The 24,936-nt window shown below is 71.6% G+C and carries 28 protein-coding genes and 1 pseudogene; 12 read left to right on the top strand and 17 right to left on the bottom strand.

Annotation, left to right across the window (positions count from 1 at the left end; genetic code table 11):
* Positions 1–54: 54 nt before the first annotated feature.
* From ACWD02_RS17055 to ACWD02_RS17045, 3 genes are read left to right on the top strand one after another with little or no spacing between them, the layout of a single operon-like run.
* Positions 55–735 (top strand): HemK2/MTQ2 family protein methyltransferase, encoded by a 681-nt coding sequence (locus tag ACWD02_RS17055; RefSeq protein WP_451210653.1) that lies wholly within the window; start codon positions 55–57, stop codon positions 733–735.
* Positions 719–1,057, top strand: a complete 339-nt coding sequence (locus tag ACWD02_RS17050) for a CDGSH iron-sulfur domain-containing protein (RefSeq protein WP_451210650.1) — start codon at positions 719–721, stop codon at positions 1,055–1,057. Before ACWD02_RS17055 ends, ACWD02_RS17050 begins: the two co-directional genes overlap by 17 nt.
* Positions 1,047–2,093 carry an iron-containing redox enzyme family protein gene (locus ACWD02_RS17045; RefSeq protein WP_451210648.1) on the top strand — a complete coding sequence of 349 codons (1,047 nt, stop codon included), beginning with the start codon at positions 1,047–1,049 and terminating at the stop codon, positions 2,091–2,093. Before ACWD02_RS17050 ends, ACWD02_RS17045 begins: the two co-directional genes overlap by 11 nt.
* Positions 2,094–2,355: 262 nt before the next feature.
* On the opposite strand, the gene ACWD02_RS17040 is transcribed toward ACWD02_RS17045, so the two are convergent.
* On the bottom strand, positions 2,356–3,372 hold the full coding sequence (locus ACWD02_RS17040) for a MerR family transcriptional regulator (RefSeq protein ID WP_451210645.1): 1,017 nt from the start codon (positions 3,370–3,372) through the stop codon (positions 2,356–2,358).
* Between the two features lie 154 nt (positions 3,373–3,526).
* Here ACWD02_RS17040 and ACWD02_RS17035 point away from each other — a divergent pair, with 154 nt between their 5' ends.
* Complete coding sequence (locus ACWD02_RS17035; protein ID WP_451210642.1) at positions 3,527–4,117, top strand: RNA polymerase sigma factor; 591 nt, start codon at positions 3,527–3,529, stop codon at positions 4,115–4,117.
* Positions 4,118–4,364: 247 nt separating this feature from the next.
* Here the strand turns inward: ACWD02_RS17035 and ACWD02_RS17030 are convergent, their stop codons facing one another.
* The 3 genes from ACWD02_RS17030 to ACWD02_RS17020 all read right to left on the bottom strand — a co-directional run bounded on the left by ACWD02_RS17030 (position 4,365) and on the right by ACWD02_RS17020 (position 7,013).
* Positions 4,365–5,075, bottom strand: a complete 711-nt coding sequence (locus ACWD02_RS17030) for a C39 family peptidase (RefSeq protein WP_451210639.1) — start codon at positions 5,073–5,075, stop codon at positions 4,365–4,367.
* 91 nt (positions 5,076–5,166) lie between these two features.
* Entirely contained in the window at positions 5,167–5,853 is a 687-nt protein-coding gene (locus ACWD02_RS17025; RefSeq protein ID WP_451210636.1) for a peptidoglycan-binding protein, read from the bottom strand.
* Between the two features lie 179 nt (positions 5,854–6,032).
* Complete coding sequence (locus tag ACWD02_RS17020; RefSeq protein ID WP_451210633.1) at positions 6,033–7,013, bottom strand: ArsR/SmtB family transcription factor; 981 nt, start codon at positions 7,011–7,013, stop codon at positions 6,033–6,035.
* A gap of 207 nt (positions 7,014–7,220) precedes the next feature.
* Here ACWD02_RS17020 and ACWD02_RS17015 point away from each other — a divergent pair, with 207 nt between their 5' ends.
* Positions 7,221–7,799, top strand: a complete 579-nt coding sequence (locus ACWD02_RS17015; protein ID WP_451210631.1) for a TIGR04222 domain-containing membrane protein — start codon at positions 7,221–7,223, stop codon at positions 7,797–7,799.
* A gap of 95 nt (positions 7,800–7,894) precedes the next feature.
* Here ACWD02_RS17015 and ACWD02_RS17010 read toward each other — a convergent pair whose 3' ends face one another.
* The 3 genes and pseudogenes from ACWD02_RS17010 to ACWD02_RS17000 form a co-directional block, all read right to left on the bottom strand.
* Positions 7,895–9,433: an FG-GAP-like repeat-containing protein gene (locus tag ACWD02_RS17010; RefSeq protein ID WP_451210628.1), complete on the bottom strand. Its 1,539-nt coding sequence runs from the start codon at positions 9,431–9,433 to the stop codon at positions 7,895–7,897.
* A gap of 149 nt (positions 9,434–9,582) precedes the next feature.
* Positions 9,583–10,281 (bottom strand): annotated as a pseudogene (locus tag ACWD02_RS17005) (dioxygenase family protein); the annotation flags it as partial.
* 46 nt (positions 10,282–10,327) lie between these two features.
* The gene (locus ACWD02_RS17000; RefSeq protein WP_451210625.1) at positions 10,328–11,284 is read right to left on the bottom strand and encodes an AraC family transcriptional regulator; all 957 of its coding nucleotides are present in this window, start codon (positions 11,282–11,284) and stop codon (positions 10,328–10,330) included.
* A gap of 224 nt (positions 11,285–11,508) precedes the next feature.
* On the opposite strand from ACWD02_RS17000, the gene ACWD02_RS16995 reads away from it, so the two are divergent.
* Both ACWD02_RS16995 and ACWD02_RS16990 read left to right on the top strand, forming a co-directional pair.
* Positions 11,509–12,267: a PP2C family protein-serine/threonine phosphatase gene (locus ACWD02_RS16995; RefSeq protein ID WP_451210622.1), complete on the top strand. Its 759-nt coding sequence runs from the start codon at positions 11,509–11,511 to the stop codon at positions 12,265–12,267.
* 83 nt (positions 12,268–12,350) lie between these two features.
* The gene (locus ACWD02_RS16990) at positions 12,351–12,971 is read left to right on the top strand and encodes an L-threonylcarbamoyladenylate synthase (RefSeq protein ID WP_451210620.1); all 621 of its coding nucleotides are present in this window, start codon (positions 12,351–12,353) and stop codon (positions 12,969–12,971) included.
* A gap of 22 nt (positions 12,972–12,993) precedes the next feature.
* On the opposite strand, the gene ACWD02_RS16985 is transcribed toward ACWD02_RS16990, so the two are convergent.
* From ACWD02_RS16985 to ACWD02_RS16950, 8 genes are all read right to left on the bottom strand, one after another.
* Positions 12,994–13,653 (bottom strand): alpha-ketoglutarate-dependent dioxygenase AlkB family protein, encoded by a 660-nt coding sequence (locus tag ACWD02_RS16985; protein WP_451210617.1) that lies wholly within the window; start codon positions 13,651–13,653, stop codon positions 12,994–12,996.
* Complete coding sequence (locus ACWD02_RS16980; RefSeq protein ID WP_451210614.1) at positions 13,650–14,213, bottom strand: hypothetical protein; 564 nt, start codon at positions 14,211–14,213, stop codon at positions 13,650–13,652. Before ACWD02_RS16980 ends, ACWD02_RS16985 begins: the two co-directional genes overlap by 4 nt.
* On the bottom strand, positions 14,210–14,515 hold the full coding sequence (locus ACWD02_RS16975; RefSeq protein ID WP_451210611.1) for an Ada metal-binding domain-containing protein: 306 nt from the start codon (positions 14,513–14,515) through the stop codon (positions 14,210–14,212). Before ACWD02_RS16975 ends, ACWD02_RS16980 begins: the two co-directional genes overlap by 4 nt.
* Complete coding sequence (locus ACWD02_RS16970) at positions 14,512–15,249, bottom strand: 2OG-Fe(II) oxygenase (protein ID WP_451210608.1); 738 nt, start codon at positions 15,247–15,249, stop codon at positions 14,512–14,514. The genes ACWD02_RS16975 and ACWD02_RS16970 overlap by 4 nt, the downstream gene beginning before the upstream one ends.
* 56 nt (positions 15,250–15,305) lie before the next feature.
* Entirely contained in the window at positions 15,306–15,809 is a 504-nt protein-coding gene (locus ACWD02_RS16965) for a methylated-DNA--[protein]-cysteine S-methyltransferase (protein ID WP_451210605.1), read from the bottom strand.
* A gap of 492 nt (positions 15,810–16,301) precedes the next feature.
* Complete coding sequence (locus ACWD02_RS16960) at positions 16,302–16,532, bottom strand: hypothetical protein (RefSeq protein ID WP_451210603.1); 231 nt, start codon at positions 16,530–16,532, stop codon at positions 16,302–16,304.
* A 29-nt stretch (positions 16,533–16,561) separates the two neighbouring features.
* Positions 16,562–17,458 (bottom strand): DMT family transporter, encoded by an 897-nt coding sequence (locus ACWD02_RS16955; RefSeq protein ID WP_451210826.1) that lies wholly within the window; start codon positions 17,456–17,458, stop codon positions 16,562–16,564.
* A gap of 186 nt (positions 17,459–17,644) precedes the next feature.
* A complete protein-coding gene (locus ACWD02_RS16950) occupies positions 17,645–18,454 on the bottom strand; it encodes an EamA family transporter (protein ID WP_451210823.1) in 810 nt (269 codons plus the stop codon).
* Positions 18,455–18,694: 240 nt separating this feature from the next.
* Between ACWD02_RS16950 and ACWD02_RS16945 the strand changes: the two genes are divergently transcribed.
* Both ACWD02_RS16945 and ACWD02_RS16940 read left to right on the top strand, forming a co-directional pair.
* Positions 18,695–19,546: a LysR family transcriptional regulator gene (locus tag ACWD02_RS16945; RefSeq protein WP_451210600.1), complete on the top strand. Its 852-nt coding sequence runs from the start codon at positions 18,695–18,697 to the stop codon at positions 19,544–19,546.
* A gap of 136 nt (positions 19,547–19,682) precedes the next feature.
* A complete protein-coding gene (locus ACWD02_RS16940; protein ID WP_451210597.1) occupies positions 19,683–20,468 on the top strand; it encodes an SAM-dependent methyltransferase in 786 nt (261 codons plus the stop codon).
* Positions 20,469–20,478: 10 nt separating this feature from the next.
* Here the strand turns inward: ACWD02_RS16940 and ACWD02_RS16935 are convergent, their stop codons facing one another.
* Positions 20,479–21,615: an FAD-dependent oxidoreductase gene (locus tag ACWD02_RS16935; RefSeq protein WP_451210594.1), complete on the bottom strand. Its 1,137-nt coding sequence runs from the start codon at positions 21,613–21,615 to the stop codon at positions 20,479–20,481.
* 62 nt (positions 21,616–21,677) lie between these two features.
* Entirely contained in the window at positions 21,678–22,376 is a 699-nt protein-coding gene (locus ACWD02_RS16930; RefSeq protein WP_451210591.1) for a TetR/AcrR family transcriptional regulator C-terminal domain-containing protein, read from the bottom strand.
* A 238-nt stretch (positions 22,377–22,614) separates the two neighbouring features.
* Here ACWD02_RS16930 and ACWD02_RS16925 point away from each other — a divergent pair, with 238 nt between their 5' ends.
* The 3 genes from ACWD02_RS16925 (at position 22,615) to ACWD02_RS16915 (ending at position 24,919) form a co-directional block, all read left to right on the top strand.
* A complete protein-coding gene (locus ACWD02_RS16925) occupies positions 22,615–23,031 on the top strand; it encodes an ATP-binding protein (protein ID WP_451210588.1) in 417 nt (138 codons plus the stop codon).
* A gap of 148 nt (positions 23,032–23,179) precedes the next feature.
* Positions 23,180–23,536 (top strand): DUF779 domain-containing protein, encoded by a 357-nt coding sequence (locus tag ACWD02_RS16920; protein ID WP_363206087.1) that lies wholly within the window; start codon positions 23,180–23,182, stop codon positions 23,534–23,536.
* Positions 23,537–23,698: 162 nt separating this feature from the next.
* The gene (locus ACWD02_RS16915) at positions 23,699–24,919 is read left to right on the top strand and encodes a phosphodiester glycosidase family protein (RefSeq protein ID WP_451210585.1); all 1,221 of its coding nucleotides are present in this window, start codon (positions 23,699–23,701) and stop codon (positions 24,917–24,919) included.
* The last annotated feature ends 17 nt before the right edge of the window (positions 24,920–24,936 follow it).

Raw genomic sequence — 24,936 nt, 5'->3', positions numbered from 1 at the left:
GCCGGACCAGGAGGGGCATCGTCCGGCCGGCCCCGCAATCACCGGAGGTGCGTGATGGTCGCCGATACAGCCGCTGGTGCGGCCCCGGGACACCTGCTGACGCTTCCCGGGGTTTACGCGCCGCAGGACGACACGGGTCTGCTCGCTCGCGCCCTTGGCCGCGAGGCCATCGGCCCCGGCACGGAGCTCCTGGACCTGGGCACCGGCAGTGGAGCGCTCGCCGTCCACGCGGCGCGGCTCGGCGCGCAGGTGACAGCGGTGGACATCGCCCGGCGTGCCGTCCTGACCGCCCGCCTCAACGCGCTGGCGGCACGGCAGCGCATCACCGTGCTGCGGGGCGACCTCACGTCCGCCGTCCCTGGGCGGTTTTACGACTTCGTGGCGAGCAATCCCCCGTACGTGCCCTCCCCTTCCGGGCGGCTGCCACGGCGCGGCGCCGCGCGTTCCTGGGACGCTGGACAGGACGGCCGCGCGCTGGTCGACCGCATATGCGACGCGGCGCCCGCGGTGCTGCGTCCCGGAGGCGTGCTGCTCATGGTCCATTCAGCGCTCTGTGACACCGATGCCACGCTGTCCCGGCTCGCCGAGGCGGGCATGGAGGCTTCGGTCGCCGACCGCGCGCTCATTCCGTTCGGGCCCGTCCTGCGCTCACGCCGGGCCTTCCTGCGCAGGCAGGGGCTGCTGGGCGACGAGGACATGGAAGAACTGGTGGTCATCCGTGCCGAACGCACCTGAACCCGCGCCGAGCGGGGCGGAGCGGCCGCCGCGCGACGCACGGCCGCGCCGCGTCACGATCGACCCCGAGGGGCCCCTGCTCGTCGAGGGACCTGTCGAGGTCGTCGCCGAGGACGGCAGCGTCGTCGCTTCCCGGCGCTTCACCACCGCGATCTGCACCTGCCGCCGCAGCCGCGCCTACCCGTGGTGCGACACGAGCCACCGCCGCCGCGTGAAGCCCGAGGACACCGAGCACACCGAGCACACCGACAGCACCGACAGCACCGACAGCACCAACGGCACCGAGCACACCAAGGGGGAGGAAGCACCCGATGCCCGCTGAGAACCAAACGCTCTCCGACGGTCTGCGCGAGTCGCGCCACACGAGCCCCGCCCTGCCCGAGCCCCGCGGCGTGCTGTCCGAGCTCGTCATCAACACCCTGCGTGCGGGCGGCAGTTCGGGTCCGCTGTCCCTCGACACGCATGACGCCGACCCTTACGGGGACGACCTCCAACTCGCTCTCTACACGCTCTACGAGCTGCACTACCAGGGCTTCGACGGGGTCCGTGAGGACCTCGAATGGGATCCCGAGCTGCTGGGGCTGCGCCGCGCGCTCGAAGGACGGTTCCTCGGTGCGCTGCGCGCCAACTGCCGCTCCACCGACAGCGCCGAACGCGCCCTGGCCGACCTGCTGCTCGAGCCGATCGGCCACGTTCCCGCCAGCGTCAGCCACCATCTGCAACGCGACGGCGAACTGTGGCAGCTCAGGGAGTACGCGGCGCTGCGCTCGCTGTACCACCTCAAGGAGGCCGACCCGCACGCCTGGGTGATCCCCCGGCTGCACGGCAGGGCCAAGGCGGGCATGGTGGCCATCGAGTTCGACGAGTTCGGGGCGGGCCGCGCCGAGGACATCCACGCCCGGCTCTACGCCGAGCTCATGCAGGACCTCGCCCTGGAGACCGCGTACGGCCACTACCTCGACGCGGCCCCCGCGGAGGCGCTGGCCACGGTCAATCTGATGTCGCTGCTCGGTCTGCACCGGGCACTGCGCGGAGCCCTTGTCGGGCATTTCGCGGCCGTCGAGGTGACTTCGCCCCCGGGCTCACGACGGCTGGCCAAGGCCATGCGCAAGTGCGGTGCCGGCACGGCGGCCGAGCGGTTCTACGACGAACACGTGGAGGCCGACGCCGTCCACGAGCAGGTGGTGCGCCGCGAGGTCATCGGCGGCCTGCTCGCAAGCGAACCCGGCCTGGAATCGGACGTGGTCTTCGGCATCGAGGCCACGGACTTCCTGGAGGACCGCCTGGGAGCAAGACTCCTGGCAGCCTGGCACAAGGAACAAAGCGCACTGCGCAAGCCGTTGACAGCAACGCCCTGACGCCCTCTCCAGGCTTCACGCCGCCCTGCGTCCGGTCGCGGCCCCGCCGACCTGAGTCTCGCCCCGCGCAGAGCAGCAGGCCTCACTGACGACAGCGAGCCGGCACCCCAGACCTCACGCCGTCCCGCGGTCGGTCGCGGCCCCGCCGACCCCCGGTTGCGCCCGCCCGGCCCACCGGGCCTCGCACGGTGCCGAGCCAACGCCTCGCGCAAGCCGACGGCCCACCGCACCGCTGACGGCAGCGATCCGACGCCCCCAGACCTCACGCCGTTCCGCGGTTGGTTGTGGGCTCTCCGCGGGTCCTGGCGATCTGCGTCAATGCCTCGCGCAAGCTGGTGGGGCGTAGTGCGCCGCGCACCGTCGGGCCCGCCCAGCCGGGGCCGGCCAGCATGACCGTGGGGCGGCCGCGGGCGCCTCGTACTCCCCAGCGGGTCTCGGCGATGTGGCGGGCCAGCGGGACGCTTGCGGTCGAGCGGGCCTGTGCCCACAGGACCACGACGGCCGGGCCCGTCCTGCGCACGGCGGACGAGACCGCCTCGACCGGCACGGCCGCGCCGAACATGCGCTGCGGGACGCCGAGTTCGCCGAGCGCCGCGCTGAGCGCCTCCAGCGGGAGCGAATGCTGTTCGCCCGGCACGCAGGCCAGCACCAGCGGCGCGTTCGGCTCGGATGGTTCTTTCTGCGCCATGGAACAGCGGTGCAGGGTGCGCGAGACGTGCCACGACAGCAGGTGCTCGACCTCCACGTAACGGTCCCCGGCCTCTTCCCACTTGCGTCCCACCGCGTGCAGCGTCGGCACCATCACCTCCTGCCACGCCGTGACCAGACTGTGGCTCTCCACCGCATCGTTCAGCAGGGTCTGCATGGTGGGCGCGTCGAGCCGCACGGCCGCGCGCGACAGGCCCCGCCGGCGGCGGACGAACGTGTCGGGCGACGCCGGCGCCTGCCGTGCCCGCCGCCTCGGCCCCGGCACGGCCGCCGGGCCGGGCCCGGTCCCGGCGGCCACATCGGGATCGAGCAGCTTGAGTGCCTGGTGAGCGGCCTCGGCAGGCGGCACCCCCGAAGAGGTGAGGCGGCCCATCTCCTCCACCATGGCGACGTCCCGCTCGGACCAGCGGCGATGGTGCCCGGGATCACGCCGCGCAGGACCCAGGCCGTACCTGCGGTCCCAGGTCCGCAGCGTCGTGGGCGACACCCCCAGCCGCCGTGCCAGAGCGCCGGTGGTGACTCCGGTGCCGACCGATTCGCTGTCCTGACCGCGGTGTTTCCCCTCGCTCATCCGGCCACGATACGACGCACAACCGATGCGAGTTGCCGTGCCGGAGCAGCTGTTCCCAGGATGACCGGATCGCGGCCACAGGCACGGCGCGACTGCCCGATTCCGTTCGTTCGTACGGCGATTGCGACCGCCGGAAGGAGCTGACGACACGCCGATGAGCACACGGGTGCGACAGCCGGTGCGAGCCCCCGTAGGGGAGTGGACCACAGACCTGGCCAGAGGCCTCGCCGGTGGAGACGAGGCGAGCCTCACGGCGGTGTACCGCCGGTGGGGGCCGCTGGTGCACGCCCTCGCTCAGCGCGCCCTCGGCGACAGCCGCGAGGCGGAGGACATCACGCAGCAGGTGTTCTTCGCCGCATGGCGCGGCCGCGACGGCTACCGCCCCGAACTCGGCTCTCTGGGCGCCTGGTTGACGGGCATCACCCGGCACAGGATCGCGGACGCGCTCAGCGCGCGCACCCGGCGGGCGGCGCTCGTCGAGGGAGCGGTGGCGCAGTTCGCCACGATGGACCACGGCGTCCACGAGGGCATGGAGTCGACAGTCGAACGGGCAGTGCTCGCACAGGAGTTGGCGAGGCTCCCGGTCGCCCAGCGGACGGTGTTGCGTCTGTCGTTCTACGAGGACCTGACCCACCCGCAGATCGCGGATCACACCGGGTGGCCGCTCGGCACCGTGAAGAGCCATGCCCGCCGCGGCATCCACAGTCTTCGCCTTCGCCTGGAGGATGCGCGGGAGGGCTGCTGAAGAATCTTGCTCCCTGGTGCATCCAAGCGCCCGGTCGCGGCGGAAGCAGTAGATAGCTCGTCGCGACCGTCAATGTGCCTGAGGTCGGCAGGAACGCCCGGACCCTGCATCCTGTTCGGCCTCAGCGGAGTCGGTGCCGCTGAGGCTGTCGCCGTCACCCCCGAGACGGCGGCCGAGCGGGCTGTGGGTGGCGCATGTGTCGGTGGCGCCACCCACAGTCGCCGCCTCGCGGCATCCGGCCTGCGGATCAGGCGGCGTACCCCTTCGGCGGGATGAGGGTGGCGAGCTGATCGAAGGAGAGCCAGTAGATCTGGTTGCCGCCGAAGGACGCGGGGTCGGCGATGAGGACGGTGCGGTTGGCGTCGTCGTAGCCGATGACGGTGAAGTAGTGGTAGATCGTCTGGTCCGAGGGGTAGCCGGGCGGCTGGTTGCCGGGCGGGGCCACGATGTTGGTCACCAGCGGGTAGTTGTTGTCGATGTCCAGGACGATGTCGTTCCACAGCAGGTCCTTCTGGGCCTGGGTGGGCGGGTCGTTCGGCATCTCCTTGGTCTCGTACCAGCCGGTGCCGAGGTTGGCGTTGAGCACGCCGGTCACCTGACTGATGTGATCGGTGCCCGCCTCGGTGGTGCCGAGCTGGGCCGCCAGAGCACCCTGGCTCGGCGGGGCGATCCGCGCGGACAGGGCGATACGGGTGGCGGCGGGGCCGCACCAGTAGCCGGTCTCCTGGACCTGGTAGTCGACCGGGAGGGTGTGTGCGCTCCTGGTCCGCGCACCGCCGATGCTCAGCCGGGTGCCGGGCTCGTTCCGTCCGCTGACGACCGCGGTCCCGGCCTTGGAGCCCTCGGCGAGGACGGACACGCTGCGCGGGTGCGCGGGTTCTGCCCGGGCGGCGGCCGGGGTGACGAGCGCGCCGACGGCGGCGACGGCGATCGCTGTGGAGACAAGTCTCTTGCGCATACGGGCTCCTGGTGTGAGGGGGGCGTGCACGACGTGAGGGGGGTGGGCGCGAAGGCGTGCGGGGCACGAGGCCCCACCGCCCGCGTGCGGGTCACGGGATCGGCGGGACCGTGGGCCCTTCCTGGGCGAGCAGATCGCGGGCGAACTGCTCCCACTGGGCGTAGCGGTCGGGGTAGGCGGAGACCTGAACCGCCTGGCAGACGTCACCCGGGGGCATCGTCTGCCAGCCGTCGATCTGGATCAGGCCCGGGTTGCTGCCGAAGGGGGCCACCCCGTAGAAGGATTTGGACGACGTGGCGACATCGGTGATCTGCTCCGGGGTGCCCCAGCCGGTGCTCGGACGTTGCTGGAAGATTCCCAGGGAGTCGTGGTCCACCGGCGTCAGGTAGTTGACGAACTTCGATTCCTGCATGGCGGTCATCAGGGCGATGACCAGGCCCTGTTCGGGGATCTGCGCTCCTTTGCCGACACCGATGACGGTGCGCGCGTTGGCGAGTTCCTCGGGTCCGAGGTCGGCCGCCGTCCGGAACGTGCGGCGCAGTTCGGCGTCGGGCGCCTGCCGCAGGGCTCTGGCGGTCGCGCCGTCGACCGAGCCGGTGCGGGGCAGGCCATGGCGCTCCTGGAACCATTTCAGGCCGTGCCCGGTGGCTGCTGCCGGCGCCGTGGGAGACGCGGCGGCCTGGGCGATGCCGGGCACGGCGCAGAGGGTGCCGGCCAGGGCGAGCGTGACGGCAACAGCCGCGCGGCGGGTGAGGGGGAGGGTACGAGTAGTGCGCAACGCCACTCCTTCAACGGATCGTCGAGGCGTCCCGGCCTGCCGTGCACGCACGTTCGCACGTGGACGCGCGTGGAACGGCGCGGGGTGTCGGGACGCGGGACGGTGGGGGGATGCGTGGGCAACGGCTCGGTCAGCTTCCTTGCATGCCCATGCCAGAAGCAACGAATGAAAGCTCAGACTTACGACCCGCAACTGCGCAGCAGCGCGCGCCCCTCGGCGGTGGCGACATGGAGCGACCGCCCCGCCCTGCGGACGGTGGTCAGCAGGCCGGCCGCGCGCAGCACCTTGACGTGCTGGCTTATCGCGGGGTGCGTGACCTCCAGCAGGCGGGCCAGCTCGACCGTGGAGGAGCCGGTGCGCGCCGCCTTGAGGACAGCGGCGCGCGTGTGACCGACGAGCGGCCCGAGGGCGCCGTCGTCCGGGCGGTCGGCAGGCGCGGGGTGGGTCCAGTCCATCGCGTGGTCGATGGGATACACCAGGACGGGCGGCAGTTCGCCGTCGGCGAGGGTGACGGGCGTGGGCCAGCAGAAGAACGAGGGCTGCAGTGTGATCCCCCGGCCGTCGAGGTGCAGCTCCTGATCCACCGGATAGTCGGCCTCCAACACCGGTGGATGCCACCGCAGTTGCGGCCCGAGGCCCGCGAGCAGGCCTTCGGTCCCGCCGTTCAGGAGGCTGTGCAGGCGGATGATGCGGTCGGCGTCGATCTGGGCGTGGATGCGGGGCCAGAACGGCGCGAGCGCCTCCAGGTGGTAGGTGTGCAGAGCTCGCCCCAACTGCCGCAAGGCGGCTGCATCTCCCTGCGCGAGCGACTCCGTCCAGCCCGGCAGCCGGCGTGAGGCGGCCACCCGCGTCAGATCGGTGCGCAGGCGTGGCCGAGGGGTGCGCACGAGGGTGTCGACCGCCGCCTGGAGCGTCTCGCCCTCCCCATGGGTGGGGGTGAGGAAGTCCGGGGAACAGCCGTGCGGCGGCAGGAGGGGTGACAGGAGGCGGCAGCTGTCCGAGAGGCGCGGCCTCGCCCAGCGCCGCCACGCCCCGAACACCCGCGCCCCGTCACGCCGTTGCAGCGCTTGGACGCTGTTGCTGATCTCCCAGAGGAAGTCAGGCCCCGATGCGACCCGCACCCGCGCCAGGTCCTCGGCCGTGAAGTGCACCCGCAGCATGGCCCTCTCCCCCGTGCCCGGTTCCGTGGCCGCCGCGTTGCCCGCGCGGCAGGGCTCAAGGCCATCGCCGTGGGGCGGTTGCTGTCAAGGGAGTCGGGTGGTGCCCGAACCCTCAAGTCTTGCTCTGAAGGGGCGCGGGAGAGGGGTGCGCGCGCCCGGCGTCGGGCACCACAGGCGAAAGACAGGGTGTCCGAAGGGGGTGGGGGCATGCGGGTGTACTTCAGGCGGGCCACGACGGCGGCGGCAGCACGACGGGCCCTTGGTACGTACGACATCGCCTATCTGGCGGGCGGGGCGCGACGCGTGGTGGAGTGCGCGGTGATCGGGCTCGCCGAGCGGGGGCTGCTCAGGCTCAGGGCGTCACGCGTGTGCGCCGTGGGCGATGAGACTCCCGGGCATCCGGTGGAGCGCGCCCTGATCGCGGCGTGCCCCAACAGCCGGAGCTCTGCCTCGGTGTGCGCGGAGGTGCGCGAGTCTCCGGAGGTGGCGGAGATCGGCGACCGGCTCGCGGAGTGGGGCCTGGTGACCAGGTCCCGGCACCAGCTGACCCGGGTCGGCAAGCAGCGGCTCCAGGCGGCCGAGGAGGAGGGAACCCTCCCCGACCACGTCTTCGCCGGGCCCGAGGTGCTCCCGAAGGGCACGGTCCGACGCGCCGTCACGGAGGCACAGTTCGTTCCGTCCGGCCTCGGCCGCGCCATGATCCGCCTGGGTAACGCCCTGGACCGCGAATCGGGTTCCGATCACGCGGACTCCGGCTGCGGGGGCGGTGGAGGCGGGGGCGACTGACGGGGCTAGCAACGGAACGGGACGGGACGGGCCCGCGTGCGGGGTGACTACTTGTCATCCCGCGTCCACGGGCCCGTACTTGTGCTGCTTCGCGGCTAGCGCAGGGTGCTTCCGAAGAGCGCCGCGGTGTCCGGGGCCCCGACGTCCTTGGGGCCGAAGGCCACCGACTCCGTGGCGGTCAGACCGGTCGCGGTGCCGCGCAGCGACCAGATCGCACCCGCTTGGGCGTTCTCCCGTACGGAGGACACCGCCAGGTCACGGTGTCCGTCTCCCGTGACGTCGAGCAGCGCCGATGCCGCACCGAACTGGTCGTCGGCCTCGGCGACTCCGGGGATACCCGCGGTGTCCTGGTGGAAGGCCTGGGCGCCGGTGCCGGTCACGCCGTTCGCGCTGCCCCGCACCAGCACGACGGCGCCCGCGTCGCCGACGGTCCTGACGTCCTCGCCCGCGACACCGATCGCGATGTCCGCGAAGCCGTCGCCCGTCACGTCACCGACGGAGACGGAGCTGCCGAAGCGGTCGCCTTCCTCCTCGGCTCCGGGGATGCCGGGCAGGCCCTGGTCGAACTCCTGGACCTCCGGCTTCAGGCCGTCCGCCGAGCCGTAGGCAACCATGACCTTGGACTCGGTCTCACCGGCGCCGCTCTCGCCGACGACCAGGTCGTCGTAGCGGTCGCCGTTGATGTCACCGATGCCGAGCTGCCCCTTGGCCCCCGTCGCCTCACCGCGCTTGAAGCCGGTGGGGCTGCCGTACAGGATGCTGTTGGTCCAGGTGCCGTCACCGGTGTAGTCGTTGACGGCTATGTCGGAGCGGCCGTCGCGGTTGATGTCGCCGACGGCCTCCGGGATCACCGGGCCCTGGACGGAGAGCGGTCCGTCGACGCAGATCTCGGGGTTCTCGCGGCAGCCCGGGTAGGGGCGCTCCTCGCTCTCGTAGCTCCACCACTCCGACTTGTCCATGAAGTCCAGGGTGGCGGCCGGGGTGCCGGTGCGCGCGATGGGCCCCTTCCACAGGCGGGCCTTCTGCTCCACCGGGTCGTCGCCGTGGTACCCCACCAGGTCGAACAGCGCAAGGTCGGTGGTGCCGTCCCCGTCGAAGTCCCCGGCCTGCGGGGCGAATCCGAAGGTGTTGACGGCGGTGCCGCCGGTCGGGCCGCTCGCGGAGCCCCACAGGATCACCGAACCTCCGCCTGCGACACCGGTGCCGACGACCAGGTCCGCGTACCCGTCCTGGTCCAGGTCGGCCTTGGTGAAGTGCCTGCCGAACTCCTGCTTCGCGGTGGCCGCGCCGGGCACGCCGCTCGTCGAACGGCTGATGATCTTCTTGTTGGCGGGGTCGAGGCCGTCCTTGGAGCCATAGGTCACGACGACGTACCCGGCCTTGGCCTTGCCGGAGACGGTGCCGCCCGGGGCGCCTACGACGAGGTCGGCGTAACCGTCGCCGTTGAGGTCGTCCGTCACCTTCGCGGCGGCGGCGCTCGCACGGCCCGCGTCGGCGTCCGGGGTGGCCGCCCAGGCGCTGCCCTGCCCGATGGCCAGGGCCGAGAGGCCGCTGCCCACGAGCAGGGAGGCGGCCATCAGGGGCAGGGTGCGCCGGGCGTGGCGACCGACGGCGTGCTGCTTGGCTCGCGACATACAGGTTCCCTTGGTTCAGAGTGCGGTTGGGTGGCTGCCCGGCGGATTTCACCGCCGGTTCATGCCGGCCGAACACTTGACCCCTCACGTCCACCAAAGGTTGTACGGCGCCCCACGCCTCACTTTGCCGCTCAGCCGTCGCGCGGTCAGGGCTGCTGGGGCACGTTCAGGACGAAGTCGAAGTCCGCCTCCTTCGCGTTTCCGACCGTGCGTACGTTCATGAGCAGCCGCGCGTCGAAGATCGGGTCGGTGTTGTTGCGCGGTTCGCCTGGGAAGTACAACTGGGTCGTGAGGACCGGGCGCCCCGGGGCCTGCACCTTGACGTGCAGGTGCCGGGTGCGACCCGGATAGAGGCCCGGCACGACCGTGCTGAGTCTGAACGCGCCGCTCGCGTCGGTGAATTGATGCCCCCGGAAGCGGAAGCCCGTGTTGTCGTACGTCCCGTAGGTGTCGGCCTGCCAGAAGTCCAGCAGGACCCTGGGTATGGGCCGGCAGGCGCTCCCGAAGACGTAACCGGTGACGGTGAGCCGCACACCCGGGGTGCCGGGCTGGAGGAGCGAAGTACGCCGGGGCGAGTTGGGCTTGAAGTACGGCCCCTCCATCTGCGGGGGCGTGGGGTCGTCACCGTCGTCGCAGGCCGGGGTCGCCTCCGGCACCACCCCGCGTTCGCCCGCGGTCCTGGCCAGGGCGGGGACCCCCATCAGGGCCACCGGCAGGGCCATGCCCACCGCGGCGGCCGCTCTCAGGACGGTCTTGCGGCTGGGGCCGCCGCCGTCGCGCTGTCCGTCGGCCGGGCCGGCTCCGTCGCCAGGTGTGCCGTCCCCTGTCGTGCCGATCTCGCGCTCCATCGCTCCTCCTGAAGGGGGTGGGGTGGGTTCCGGATCGGCTCCGAAGTTATGCGGGCGGCCGGGCCCGGGCGATGGACTCAAGTCGGTGGTCGTGGTGAATATCGCCGTCGCCGCGCCGGAAGTCCCCGGGGCTCGCGCCGGTCTCGCGGCGGAAGAAGCGACAGAAGTAGGCGGGGTCGCCGAAGCCGACCCGGGCCGCGACCTGACGGACCGACAGCTCCGTACGCAGCAACAGGCGTTTGGCCTCGTGCACCCGCGTCTGCCGGATCAGTTCGCCGGGCGTGCGGCCGGTGGACGCCTTGACCGCCTCGCTGAGGTAGCCCTCGGTGACACCCAGGTGTCGTGCGCACGCGCGCACAGACCGCAGGGAGCCGTCCGGGCTGCCGAGCAAGGTCACGAACCGCGCGGCCACGGAGCCGGGCCGGGTGCGCGGGGCGGGCGGGACCTCGCCGCGCCGGCGGGCGGGCAGCCGCGCCGCCCGCACCACCAGGATGTGCAGCAGGGCCCTCAGCACGCCCTGGAATCCCTCGGCGCCCGCACGGTACTCAGCGTCGAGGTCGGCGACGAGACGCGCGGTCCGGTCGGCCTCCTCGCCGGGGAGTTCCACCCACGAGCGCTCCCCCAGCCCCCGCAGCGCCGCACCGTCGCCGGGGTGATCCAGGAGGAAGTCGTCGGTGAAGAGGATGACACTCCCCTCGAGCCCGGCGACGTCCTCCCAGTGGTGGACCTGGCCGGGGGCGATGAAGCACAGGTTGGGCGGCCGCAGGGGGAAGCGGGTCAGGTCGACGACGTGCCCGCCCGTGCCACCGGTGACATGAACGATCTCGTGGAAGGTGTGCCGGTGCGGGAACGACGCCCGCGACATCGGCCCGATGGTGTCGAACGTGCCGATGGCGAACGGCAGCGCGTTGGGCATGGGCACTTCCAGGCGATGCGTCGGCATGCCCTCCTCGCCGGGTAACCCGCTGTTCCCCTCGCCGGGCAAGACCGTTGTGCCGCGCATGCGTACGCTCCTCACCACGACCGGAGATCACCACGACCGGAGATCACCACGACCGGAGATCACCACGACGGAAAACTGGTACAGACCAGCCGACTCCCCACCATGGCACGCGCGGTCACCGCCGGGCAGGGGGCGGCCACGGTCCGCCACTGAGCCGGGAGCGGCTCACGGCGTGACAATGGACGTGCGGAACACGCCCGCCGTCGCGGAGAGGCGACCCACGGATGCCCTACATCACAGTCACCGCGCTGAGCCACCCCGGGCTCGTGCGCGACCACAACGAGGACAGCCTGGCCGTCGGCCCGTGGACGCTGTGCGGGACGACGACCGAGAACCCGCAGACCTTGGGGTTCCCGCTCGGCAATCCCCTCGTCGTCGCGGTCGCCGACGGCATCGGCGGTCAGCCCGGCGGCGAGGTGGCCAGCGGCCTCGTCGTACGACGGCTGGCGGCGCTCGGGGCCTTGCTGGACGGCGAGGAGGCCGTGCGTGACGCGCTGAACGCCTGCAATCACGCCGTGTACGAGGCCGCCGAACGTGACCCGGAGCTGGCGACGATGGGCACGACCGTCGCGGGTGTCGTGCTCCTCGGGCAGGAACTGCTGGTGTTCAACGTCGGCGACAGCAGAGTGCTCGACGTGAGCGCGGGCGGCGCGAACGGCACACTGCGCCAGGTGAGCGTGGACGACAGCCCGCCGCCCGCGCCCGGCCGGCGCACCACGTCGATCGTCACGCAGGCGCTCGGCGGCGCCCTCCGGTTCAGCGCGATCACGCCGCACGTCAGCACGGTGCCGCTCGTCGGGGGTGAACGTTTCTTGGTGTGCTCCGACGGCCTGACCGACCCGGTGCCCGAGGAGACCCTGTCCGAGCTGCTCACGGCCCACGACGGAGGCCGCGCGGTCTTCGAGCTGTGGAAGGCCGCCATCGACGCCGGCGGGCCGGACAACATCACGCTCGCGCTGATCACGGTCGTCGACGACGACTAGGGTGCGGGCCCGCCCGCACCGGGGACCCGACCGTGACCGCCGAGGAGCATGGGGCCGCTGAGGCGATCACGTACGCTCGGCGAATGGCGAAGTATTTTGACGTGCACCCCGACAACCCCCAGCAGCGCAGCATCAGCACCGTGGCCGACAGCATCCGCAACGGCGCGCTGATCGCGTATCCGACGGACTCCTGCTTCGCGCTCGGATGCCAGCTGGGCAACCGCGACGGTCTCGACCGCATCCGCAAGATCCGGAACCTCGACGATCGCCACCACTTCACCCTGGTCTGCGAGAACTTCGCGCAGCTGGGTCAGTTCGTGCACATCGACAACGACGTGTTCCGCGCGATCAAGGCGGCCACGCCGGGCAGCTACACCTTCATCCTGCCCGCGACGAAGGAAGTGCCGCGCCAGCTCCTGCACCCGAAGAAGAAGACGGTCGGCGTCCGGATTCCCGACCACGTCGTCACGCAGGCCCTGCTCACCGAACTCGGTGAGCCGCTGCTCTCCAGCACGCTGCTCCTGCCCGACGAGGAGGAGCCGCTGACCCAGGGCTGGGAGATCAAGGAACGTCTGGACCACGTGGTGGACGCGGTGGTCGACTCCGGCGACTGCGGCACGAGCCCGACCACGGTCATCGATTTCTCCGGCGGCGAGGCCGAGATCGTGCGCCGAGGGGCGGGCGACACCTCGCGCTTCGAGTAGTCATGCGGCCCGGGCCGCTCGGTCAGCCGGTGAGGCCCGTGACCCGCATCGTGATGTTCAGGCGGCCCGAGGTCAGCCCGGTGGCGGGGTCCGCGGTGCCCTCGTGGACCTTGGGGACGCCGTGGAAGATGTGGCGCGAGGGGCCGCCGAAGACGAACAGGTCGCCCGAAGCCAGTTCGATGTCGGTGTAGGGCTTGGTACGGGTCTCCGTGTTGCCCACGCGGAACACGCACGTGTCGCCGATGGACAGGGACACCACCGGGGCCGTCGACCGCTCGTCCTTGTCCTGGTGCATGCCCATCCTGGCCTGCCCGTCATAGAAGTTGATCAGCGCGGTGTCCGGCGTGTAGGCGGCCGCGGCCGACGCGTCTTCGTACGCCGCCATGAGCGCCCGGCGGCCGAGCGCGACCATCCAGTCCGGGAAGGCGGCGACCCGCCGGCCGTTCACGTCGCCGGCGGTCCGCGTGTACCGGTACGGCTGCCAGTGCCAGCCGACGCACACCGTCTGCACGGACATGACTCCGCCGCGCGGCAGCTGGGTGTGGCGGATCGGCACGGGTCCGGTGGCCCACTCGCGGCACGCCGTGACGAGCCGGCGCTGCTGGTCCGGGGTGAGCCACTCCGGCACGTGTACGGCGCCGGGGGCGATCTCCTGGGAGGGCCTGGGGATCAGGGCGCTCACGAGGTCGCCTCCGCGGACAGGTGGGTGGTGACCCAGCGGTGGCGTACGTCCCAGGTGTCGCCGTCGGCGGTGGCGCCGCGCAGGCCGTGGAGTACGTCGTCCCCGGCGAGCGCGGGGACGCGGGAGTCCCCCAGGGAGGCGAAGGCGTAGGTGCGGGCCGGGTCCCATGCGGTGGAGTGGCGCAGGCGCCGGGCCAGCTGGGCGAACCCGATGGGCGCGGCGGCCATCACCCAGGCGTCCGGGAGCTCCGTGGTCAGCCGGTGCGCGGGGCGCAGCCAGGACGCGGCGGCCTCCGGCCAGCTCACCGTGGCGAGGACGGTGCCGCCGCGGGCCGTCCACGCGGCGGCGAGGGCTTCGGCGGCGGCCTGGGATGCCGGGTCGCGACTGTGGCCGACCGTGACGGTCGCGATCCGCGCTTTCGGCAGGGTCAACAGGCCGATGAGAGCCGCGAGTTCGGCGCCGGTGTGCGCGGCGGGGACGGGGAGGTCCGTGTGGGCGGCCAGCTCGGTGGCGCTGACGAGGGGCGAGCGGGAGGCTTCCCGCTCCTTGAGGATGCTCATGGTGTGCCGGTGCTTTCTGGGTCTGCTCTCCAGCGAGCGTACTGAGCGGGGAGGCAGACCGCACAGGGACGGTATCCGGCCGCGATGGCGGTGGCCTCGTCGGGGAAGAACACCCGGTGGGTGGCGTACGGGCCGCGGGCGACGGCCCGCAGCGCGGAGGGGCAGTCGAGGCGGCCGTACAGACGTGCCCGACGGTGTCCGCCCAGGGTGCCGGGTGTGTCGCTGGGGTACGGCTTTCCGTCGGGTCCGCACAGTCTGTACGTACGCGGGCCCGCGCCCTCCCCGGCCGGGGAGGGGTTCACGCCGCGTCGTGGAAGACCAGGCCGAGCGTGTGCCTGCGCCCGGAGCGGACGGTGCTCACGCCGTGCCGCATCGGCCCGGTCGACCAGCCGCGCTTGGAGGCCACGGGCCGGTCGCGGGTCGTGAAGACGAGCCCGTGGCCCTGCGGCAGGGTCGTGGCCGAGCCGCGTGACTGGGCGCGCGGGCGCTGCTCGGTCATGATGAACTCCCCGCCGGTGAAATCGGCTCCCGGGGCGTCGAGCCCGACGACGACCTGGAGCGGGAAGAGCATGTCGCCGAAGACGTCGCGGTGCAGGGCGTTCCAGTCGCCGGGTCCGTAACGGAGCAGGATCTGGGCGGACTTGGCCTGTCCGGCCGCGTGGCACATCTCCACCCACTCCCCCAGGCTGTCGGGCCAGGGGGCGGGCTTGCCCAGCCTGGCGGCCCAGTCGCGGGCGACGGGAAGCAGCCGGGGGTAGAACGCCTCACGCAACTCCGCCACGACATCGGGCAGTTCGTGGGTGAAGTACCGGTACTGGCCGGACCCGAAGCGGTAACGGGCCATGTCGATGGTGCTGCGGAAGCGGTCGGTCTCTTCGTACAGGGCGGCGATTGCGCGGCAGGTTTCTGGGTCCAGGAGCCGGCCGGTGAGGGCGTGACCGTGCTCGTCGAGCTCGGCGGCCAGCGCGCCCCAGTCTTGCGCCGCGAGGCGTCGGGCGACGTGGGTGGCTGCCGCCGCTTGAGTGGTGTCGATCATGATGAGGGGCCCTTCGTGTGCATGCAGATCGCGCGCGATCGTGCGGGTCATACAGGTCAGAGGAGGGCGGGTTGCAGGGCGCCCTCATGGGTGAGGAGCTGCACCTTGCGCTCCACGCCGCCCGCGTATCCCCGCATGGAGCCGTCCGCGCCGATCACGCGGTGGCAGGGGCGCACGAGGAGCAGCGGATTCGCCCCGATCGCGGCACCCAGGGCCTGGACCCGCCCCCGCTCCACACCGATCCGCCCGGCGAGCTCGCCGTAGCTGGTCGTGGTCCCGTACGGAATCTCTTCCAGGGCACTCCAGACGCGCCGCTGGAAGTCAGTGCCACTCGGGGTGAACTGGACGTCGAACGCGGTGAGTTCGCCGTCGAAGTAGGCGCAGAGCTGTCGCGCGACCTCCGAGAAGCGATCAGGATCACGAACCCAGCCGCTACGCACCGCCGGCGCGTTCTTCTGCCCGGACATGGACAACGACGTGAGCGAGACACCGTCCGGTGTCGGCTCGCCCACAAGCAGCAGTTCCCCGAGCGGGCCGGTGACGGTCGTGTGGACGGTCATCACGATCTCCCTCTTCTTCCCTTGCGTCCGAATGTCAGCTGCTTCCCTTGCACCCTCAACAGTGCGGTGCCGCACGTACGCGTGCTGGCGGGATTCGGACAGCGCACTGACGCAGGCGGGCGGTCGACCTGCTGCGCGATTCCCACGCGGTGATCGACGCGGATGCTTCGGACAACCCCTGTTCATGATCACAGCGATCGTCGATCCAGGGTCATTGCGAAGATGGCAGGGCTGGGGCAGCGGCCGCGAGAATCTCGCAGCGGCATTGGCCTTGCTCGTGATGGTGGTTTCGCAGTTCCTCTACTTCCGGGTCGCGGAGTGGGTGAACCGCGCCGTCCTCAACGTCACCGGCGAAGTACCGCATGGCTCATGGTGGCGACGCTCTTCGACCACGGACAAGATCGCCCTCAGCGGTCTTTGCGTCGCCACGCTGAGCCTGTTCGTCGCTGCCCTTACTCTCGCGGTCGACAGCATCCAGCGTGCTGGCGCATATCAGTCGATGCTCGAGTCGCCGTCGTTGCTCCCCGGCTCGATGACCTCGTCCAGGGCTTTTCGGACAGCTTCGTACGCGGTGGCGGAGATTCTTGCCGTCAGCGCTTCGTTCGGGTCGTCCGCGTTCGCCTTGGCGGACTGTGTCTTCCAGTGCTGTTCCTCCTGCTGAGCCCAGGCTCGGGCTCGCTGGATGCGGCGCAGCAGTTCGTCGGAGTCCACGGCATCAGTCATGCGGGGTATGTACCCACCGATCCCGCGCGTCAGCCGGATGATCCGAGGGGTTCCGGGATCTTCGTGGGCGGAGTGGCCGGGGTCCGCTTCTGGTGGCGCGTCATGCCCACTCCGATGAGTACGACCGCCATCCCCGCGGCCACCCGGAAGCTGAAGGCCTCGTCCAGCACGATGGCGCCCAGTGCCACGGAGACCACCGGCAGCAGGTACCCGACCGTCGCGGCGTTGGTCACGCCCTCGTCCGCGATGATCCGGTAGGTGAGGTGGAAGGTGATGCCGGTGGCGAAGATCCCCAGGATCGTGATGGCGATCAGGGTCGTGGGAGCGATGTCGATCGTCTCCAGGCCGCCCACCGGCAGAGCCAGCGCCGTCAGGCCGGTCGCCGCCATGAGTTGGGCGGCGGAGAGAGACAGGGTGGGCACGCCCTTGCCGACGAGGTGGTGCCCCATGTACGTGAAGCCCACCGCGTAACTGGCCGCCGCTCCCACGATCGCGAGGGCGCCCCAACTCGTCAGCCCCGACTGCTGCCACGGGGCGAAGATCAGTGACGTACCCGTGAACCCGAGGAGGAGCCCGGCGAGGCGGACGGGGCGCAGCCCGCGTTCCGTGCCGATGCCGAGGCCGATCAGGACGGACCACAGCGGCGTCGTCGCGTTCAGCGCCCCGGCCACCCCGGAGTCGACCGTCTGCTGCCCCACGCTGAAGAGCCCGAAGGGCAGGGCGTTGCAGAAGAAGGCGGCGATGAAGATGTGCTTCCACGTGGCGAGCCCCCGTGGAAGGCGGTTGCGCGTGCTGAAGAGCAGGACCGTCAGGGTCGCCGCCCCGAGCGCGCAGCGCAGGAGAGTGACCTGCACGGGAGACAGGCCTTCCAGTGCCAGTTCGATCCAAAGGAAGGTCGATCCCCACAGGAGGGCGAGCACGCCCACCCTTGCCGCTGCCCACGTTCTTCCGGGAACGCCGTTCACTGTTGATCTCCCTGTCCTGGCCTGGGCGTTGCTGCTGAACGAAACGATGCCGCCGCCGACCTGAAAGGACAAGCAACAAGTTTTTAAGCATCGTTAAGCTGAGCTACATCCAGGCCCGCAGTCGGCGCGCGGCCGACCCCGGTCACCTCAGCTCCGCCTCAAGACACTGACGCCGTTCGCCGTGACGATCGCCGCGATCGCCAGCCACTCCACCCACCCCAGGGACTGCCCCAGGACGACCATGCCCACCAGGGCCGCGAGGACCGGGTTGACGCTCATGAAGATCCCGAAGAAGCGGGCGTCGACCCGGCGCAGGGCCAGCAGGTCGGCCAGGAACGGGACCGCGGAGGAGAGGATCCCGGCGGCGCCCGCGCAGGCCAGGGCCGCGGCCGTCGGCGAGTGGTGCGCGAGCACCACGATGCCGACCGGCAGATAGAGGAGCCCGGAGACCCCCGCCGCCGTGGCCGAACCCTCGACACCGGGGATGCGGGCTCCGACCGTGCGGTTGAGCAGGATGTACGAGGCCCAGCAGGCCGCGGCGAGCAGCCCGAGACCGATGCCGGCGTAATCCGTGCTGGGCTGCGGGCGGGCCAGCGCGACCACCGCAGCCCCCGCCACGACCGCGCACCCGAGGTCCACGGCGCGGCGGGACGCGGCGAGCGCGACCGTCAGTGGGCCCAGGAACTCCAGCGTCACCGCGAGACCGAGGCCGACGCGGTCGATGGCAGTGTAAAGAGAGAGGTTCATGGTGGCGAAGACCGCCGCCAGGCACAGCAGCGGCCACCACTGGCGCCAGGTGAAGGCGCGCACCCTGGGCCTGCCCACCGCCAGCAGGACGACTCCCGCGACCCACTGCCGTACGGCCACGACACCGGCGGGGCCGATGACGTCGAACGCCAACGCGCCTGTCGCGGCGCCGACTTGGTTGGACAAGCCACTGCCGAACATCATCGCCATGCCCGAGAGGCGGCCCCGTGAGCCGTTCGCGGGAGCACTCACATGCTCCGGGCCACCCACGGCGAGGCCGCCCTCGATGAGGCCGCCGTCGACGACAGCGGGCATGGCGGGCGCGGCCTGGCTCTGAGACGTTCGCATGCACCGCAGGATGCGCCACTCTCACGCATACGAAAAATGCATGCGAGCACCCATCCATACGCTTTGGTTATGCATCCTCGTGGCGCTCCATACACTGAGGCCATGGATCTGGAACTGCGGCATCTGCGCTGCCTGGTCGCCATCGTGGACACCGGCGGCTTCACCGATGCCGCCGCCGAGCTGGGTGTCTCCCAAGCGGCCGTCTCGCGCACCCTCGGCGGCCTCGAAGAGGCGCTCGGGGTGCGCCTGCTGCACCGCACCAGCCGCAGCATCACTCCGACGACCGCGGGAGTCCAGGTGCTCGCCCGCGCCCGGCATCTGCTCGCCGAGGCCGACGACCTCATCCGGGAGGCGACCACCGGGCACACCCGGCTGCGCATCGGCCACGCCTGGTCGGCGATGGGCCGCCACACGGCGGAGTTCCAGCGCCGCTGGGCCGCCGGACACCCCGACGTCGAGCTGTACCTGATCCGGACGAACTCCGCGACAGGCGGCCTCGCCGAGGGCCTCTGCGACCTCTCCGTCGTCCGCACCACATTCGACGAGCACCGTTTCGCCAGCGCCGTCGTCGGTCACGAGCGGCGCTTCTGCGCACTGGCGAGCGACGACCCGTGGGCCAAGCGGCGCTCCGTCCCCTTGGCCGACATACGGGACCGTACGCTCCTCATCGACCGGCGCACCGGCACGACCACCGCCGAGTTGTGGCCCGAAGAGGCCCGCCCCCCGGTGGAGTACACCCAGGACATCGACGACTGGCTGGCGATCATCGCCTCGGGCCGCTGCGTCGGCCTCACTCCGGAGAGCACTGCCAACCAGTACCGCCGCGACGGCATCGTGTTCCGCCCCCTGCGCGACACCGAGCCCATCGCCGTCCATCTCATCTGGCGCCGCCACGACCCGCACCCCATGACGCACGCCGCGGTGGCCCTCGCGACGGATCTCTACCGGAGGTGAGGCGGCAGGCCGCCGCGACGCACAGCGTGTGACCGACCCGTCGCCTCACGCACCCGACCCCAACACCCCATGCTCAAGGTGATGTTGCTGTGGCAGACTGCGGCGATCGAAGCGTCTCGCAGCAACGGAGTACGTCATGACCGCAGGTGCGCCCAAGCCGACGATCGACACCAGCAAGCCGCATCCCGCGCGTGTCTACGACTGGTTGCTCGGCGGCAAGGACAACTACCCCGTCGACGAGGCCGTGGGCGAGAAGCTGCCGCCCGAGGCGAAGGACGCCGCGCGGCAGAACCGCGCGTTCATGAATCGTGCGGCCGCCTGGCTCGCCGCCGAGGGCGTGGACCAGTTCCTCGACATCGGCACCGGTATCCCCACCGCGCCGAACCTGCACCAGATCGTCCAGGAGACGGTGCCGTCGGCGCGGGTCGTCTACACCGACAACGACCCCATCGTGCTGCGCCACGCGGAGGCCCTGCTGGTCAGCACCCCCGAGGGGATGACCGACTACATCCAGGCGGACGTCCGTGAGCCGCTGGAGATCCTCGGGCACGCCCGCGGCCTCCTCGACTTCGACCGCCCGATCGCCCTCTCCCTCATCGCGCTCATGCACTTCCTGCCCGACGACCAGGACCCGTACGGCATCGTGCGCACGCTGGTGGACGCCCTGCCCTCCGGCAGCCACCTGGTGCTGTCGCACGCCTCGTCCGACATCTTCCCGGAACTGGCGGAGCAGGTCACCGCCGAGTACGCGAAGGGCGGCATCAAGCTCGGCTTCCGCAACCGGGCCGAGGTGGCCCGGTTCTTCGACGGTCTCGACCTCGTCGAGCCCGGCCTGGTGACGGCCACGGAGTGGTTCAAGGGCGACGCACGGCCGCAGGCCGAGGACAGCGGCATCTACGCGGCCGTGGCACGCGTCCGCTGACAGACGGGCCCTAGTTGCCGGAGAACAGGTCGAGCAGGCCCTGCGGGGCGTCCTTGCGGAAGCAGCGTACGAGACTGTCGGCGGACTCGGCGGCGGTCTTCTCGCTGCGCGGGAACAGCGCCTCTTCATAGGAGGCCAGTGCCGATTCGACGTCTCCGGGACGCGCCGCGACGGCCGCCGCGAGTTCGGCTCCGTCGAGCATGGCGAGGTTGGCGCCCTCCCCCGCGAAGGGGGACATGAGGTGCGCCGCGTCGCCGAGCAGCGTGACGCCCGGGACGCGGTCCCAGCGGTGGCCGATCGGCAGGGCGTGGATCCGGCGCGGGACAAGCGCCCCGTCGGCGTCGGCGACCAGCGCCTGCAGGCTCTTGTCCCAGTCGGCGAAGTGCTCCAGCACGGAGGCCTTGGCGAGCCTCGTGTCGTCGGCCGTGAAGTCGATGGACGAGATCCAGTCCTCGGGGGCCTTGAGCGCGGTGTAGATGTGCAGGCTGCCGTCGGACTCGCGGTGGGCGAGGAACCCCTTGTCCTCGCCGAGCGCGAAGAGCATGCCGTCACCCACGACCGCGGCGCTGTCCGGGTGGCGTACGTCGGCGTCGACGAGGTCCACCTCGACGAAGGAGATGCCGGTGTAGGCGGGCGCGGCGGCCGAGACCAGCGGGCGGATCCGGGACCAGGCGCCGTCCGCCCCGATCAGCAGGTCGGTGGTGAAGGCGGAGCCGTCGGCCAGGGTCACCTCGTGGCGGCCGCCACCGAGCGGAAGCGCCCCGGTGATCTTCGCGCCCCAGTGCACGGCGCCGTCGGGCAGCGAACCGAGCAGCAGGTCACGCAGGTGGCCGCGATCGACCTCGGGGCGGCCGCCGTCGCCGTCGTCCGTCTCCTCCATGCGGACCACGGCGTCCTTGTCGAGAACGCGCATGGCCTCGCCGCCCGGGTGGATGAGCGCCCGGAACTCGTCGTACAGACCGGCGGCGCGGAGGGCGGCCTGCCCCGACTCCTCATGGATGTCGAGCATGCCGCCCTGGCCGCGCGCGGCGGGTGAGGCCTCCAAGTCGAACAGGGCGGCCTCGATGCCGTTGACGTGCAGGACGCGGGCAAGCGTGAGACCTCCGAGGCCCGCGCCGATGATGGCTATGGGGTGGTGGGTGGTCATGGTGGTGCTCCTCCTGCGTGGTGCGGGTGGTGGTCGTGGTCGGGTCCCGGCTGCGGGAGGGCTCAGCCCCGGGCGCCGTCGACCGGGACGGGCGTGGCGAGGATGCCGTTGATCAGCGTCCGAAAGCCCCAGGAGATCCGGTCCTCCGGCCGGCCGGACACGAGCTCGCCGGCGAGTCGGGCGACGTGCGGGTGCGTCCGGTCCGACGCGTCCTGCAGGGCTCCGGCGAGCGCGTCCCACTCCTCCTGGGCGCCGGTGGCCTGATCGGCCGGGGAGTGCTCGGCGGCGGTCGCGGTGGCGTACTGCAACAGCAGGTCGACGCCCCACGCGGCCTGGCCGGGCGGTACCCCGCCCTCGTCGAGCAGGGCAAGCAGGGTCTCGACGAGGCGCAGGTAGTGCTCGCCTCGGGGCCGGGCGACGATCGCGGCCTTCGCCAGGCCGCGATGCCGGAAGAGCACCGCGGTGTAGGAGGTGAGAACACCCTCAAGGCGCTCCCGCCAGTCGCCCCCGGCCTGCGGTGCCTCGACCGCCGCGAGGAGTTCGTCCAGGATCGCCGCGTGCAGCTCGGCGGTGTTGCGGACGTAGACGTACAGGGAAGCGGGCCCGGTGTCGAGCTCCTGGGCGAGGCGGCGCATGGTCACCTTGCCCAGGCCCTCGACGCGCATGATCTCCACCGCCGTGGCCACGATCCCCGCCCGGGTGAGGGCGGGCTTCGCGGGGCGCTCGCGGCGGCTGCGCGGGGGGTCGGGATGAGCTGTCATACGACCAGCATAACGAACATGTTCGTTACGAGCACGTTCGGAGCGAACATGTTCGTTCGCCACCCGTGACAGCCTGGTGACAGCCCGCTGACGGGCTCACACCCAGGCACTTGGTTGGCGATCAGCAGGGGCGGGCATGACCGTGGGACAGCACCGGCCGCGCATGACAGGGCGTGGCCCCGGCGAGCGGAAGTCGCGCGAGTACGCCGGTTGTCCCAGGGGAGGGAAGTGAGTTGCCATGCGTGCGCACCAGCGCGCCCATCGGCACGTCGCCCGCGTTGAGTACGCACTGCCGCAGGAAGCCGCATCGGCCGGCCGTGCGCGGAGGCTGACCTCCGCGTTCCTCACCAGGCCCCGACGGCAGCTGACGGGTGTGGACGCCGAACGGGTGGACGACGCCACACTGATCGTGTCCGAACTCGTCGCCAACGCCACCCAGCACGGCCGCAGCCCATGCCGCCTGCGCCTCGAGGTGTCCGACGACCATGTGACGGTCGAGGTGCACGACTCGAGCCCCGAGGGCCCACGCGTGCTCAAGCCGAGCACCGAACGGGACAGCGGGCGCGGCCTCGCGATGGTGCGTCACCTCGCCGCGCACCTTGAGGTCGTCGGCAGCGGCAGGCGCGGCAAGGCGGTCCGGGCCGTTCTCGCCTGACGGCGGACACGCCCGCCATCCGTATCCGCATGCGCGACCGCGACCGCAACGTTCTCGCAACGTCGCCCGGAGTTGACTAGGGCACCGCCACGAAGGCGGCCTGGCAACGGTGACAGCGACGGTGACGGCGACCAAGGAGCGGCAGCCCATGACCGATACTCCACGCGTGGAGCTGACCCCTGCCGCCGCCGATCTGGTGCGACGGCTGCGGGACCTGCACGGCCCGCTGATGTTCCATCAGTCCGGCGGATGCTGCGACGGCAGTGCGCCCATGTGCTATCCGGAGGGCGAGTTCCGTACCGGCGGCTCCGACGTGCGCCTGGCCTCGCTGGCCGTCGAGGGCGTGGCCGAACCGGTCGCCTTCTGGATGTCGAGGAGTCAGTACGACGTGTGGAGCCACACTCGGCTGATCGTGGACGTCGTGCCCGGCCGTGGCAGCGGCTTCTCCCTCGAAGCCCCCGAAGGCGTACGTTTCCTCATCCGTTCCCGTTTGGTCGGCACCTAGCCACCGGCCCTGCACCCGTCCGGCGCTGCCCTCTGGTGCACTTTCTGACCGACCCTCAGACTGGTGCGATTGGTCGGCAGGAGACTTCAGGGGGCATGGGTGGCAGCTCGGCAGAAGCTCATCTCTGGACGGTTCAGAACGGCGAGAGCGGCGCTCTCGGCCATGACGGCACTCGGCACGCTGGCCGGTGCGGCTCTGCTGGGAGCGGCACCGGCCGGCGGCGTGGAGGCGGACGGGAAGACGTCCGCCTCGCGGATCGCGCCGGGCGTGGAGTACCGGCAGTTCGACATCGCGGCCTCGCACGGCAAGGCGCGCGCGCACGTCCTGGACGTCGACTTGAGCAACAAGAGCACCAGCGTCGGCCTGCTCTATCCGGGCGCGGTGGGCGCCCGCTCCGTCGTCTCCGCGCTCGCGGACGGGGCGGGGGCGGTCGGCGGGATCAACGGCGACTTCTTCAACATCTCCGAGACCCAGCATCCGGGCGTCGAGGCCACCGGCGCGCCCGTGGGCCCCGCGATCGCACGCGGCCGGGCCCTCAAGGCGGCGGTGCCGAACGGGCAGCGCTTCGGGCCCGCGATGCCTCCCGGTGTGACCACCGAGGCCGTGCTCGGCGTGGGCTACGACCGGCGGGCCCGCCTGGACAGCCTCCGCCTGGACGGTGAAGTACGCACCCAGCAGACCCGGCTGCCGCTGGGCGGGCTCAATCAGTACGCCCTCCCCGTGGGTTCCGTCGGCGCGTTCACCAGCGACTGGGGCAGCACCTCGCGGGTGCGCTCCACCTGCGGCACCGACACCAACCGCGGCGCTCCGTGCAGCACGGACACCCATGAGGTGACGGTGCGCGGCGGCCGGGTCGTGGCGTCCGCGGCGACACCCGGCAGCGGTCCGGTGGCCCATGGCAGCACGGTCCTCGTGGGGCGCGAGGCGGGCGCCCAGGAACTGCGCAAGCTCTCCGTCGGCGAACGGGTCGGCATCAAACACCGGCTGGTGGCGGCCGAGTCACGCAGCGCGTTCCGCTTCGCGCTCGGCGGCTTCCCCGTCCTGCGCGGCGGCGCCCCGCTGCCCGGCCTGGACACCGCCACCTCGGCCGTGCGGACGGCCGCCGGGATCTCCGACGACGGCCGGCGCCTCCTGCTCCTGTCCCTGGACGGCTCCCCCGAGTTCCGTACGGGACTGACCATCGCCGAAGTAGCCGACACCTTGCGGGGCTTGGGCGCGCAGGACGGCTTCAGCCTGGACGGCGGCGGTTCCTCCACCCTGGTGTCCTCCGCCACCCTGGTCGCGAAGCTCCCGGGCGCGGATGAAGTGACCGTACGCAACAACCCCAGCGGCGGCGTGGAACGCCCGGTACCGAACGGTATCGGCGTGTTCTCCGGGGGCTGACCGGCGTCGGGGCGCCC

The organism is Streptomyces sp. NPDC002853 (assembly GCF_053591915.1).
Note: the sequence above shows the minus strand (reverse complement) of the source record. Positions and strands in the feature narration are given on the sequence as shown.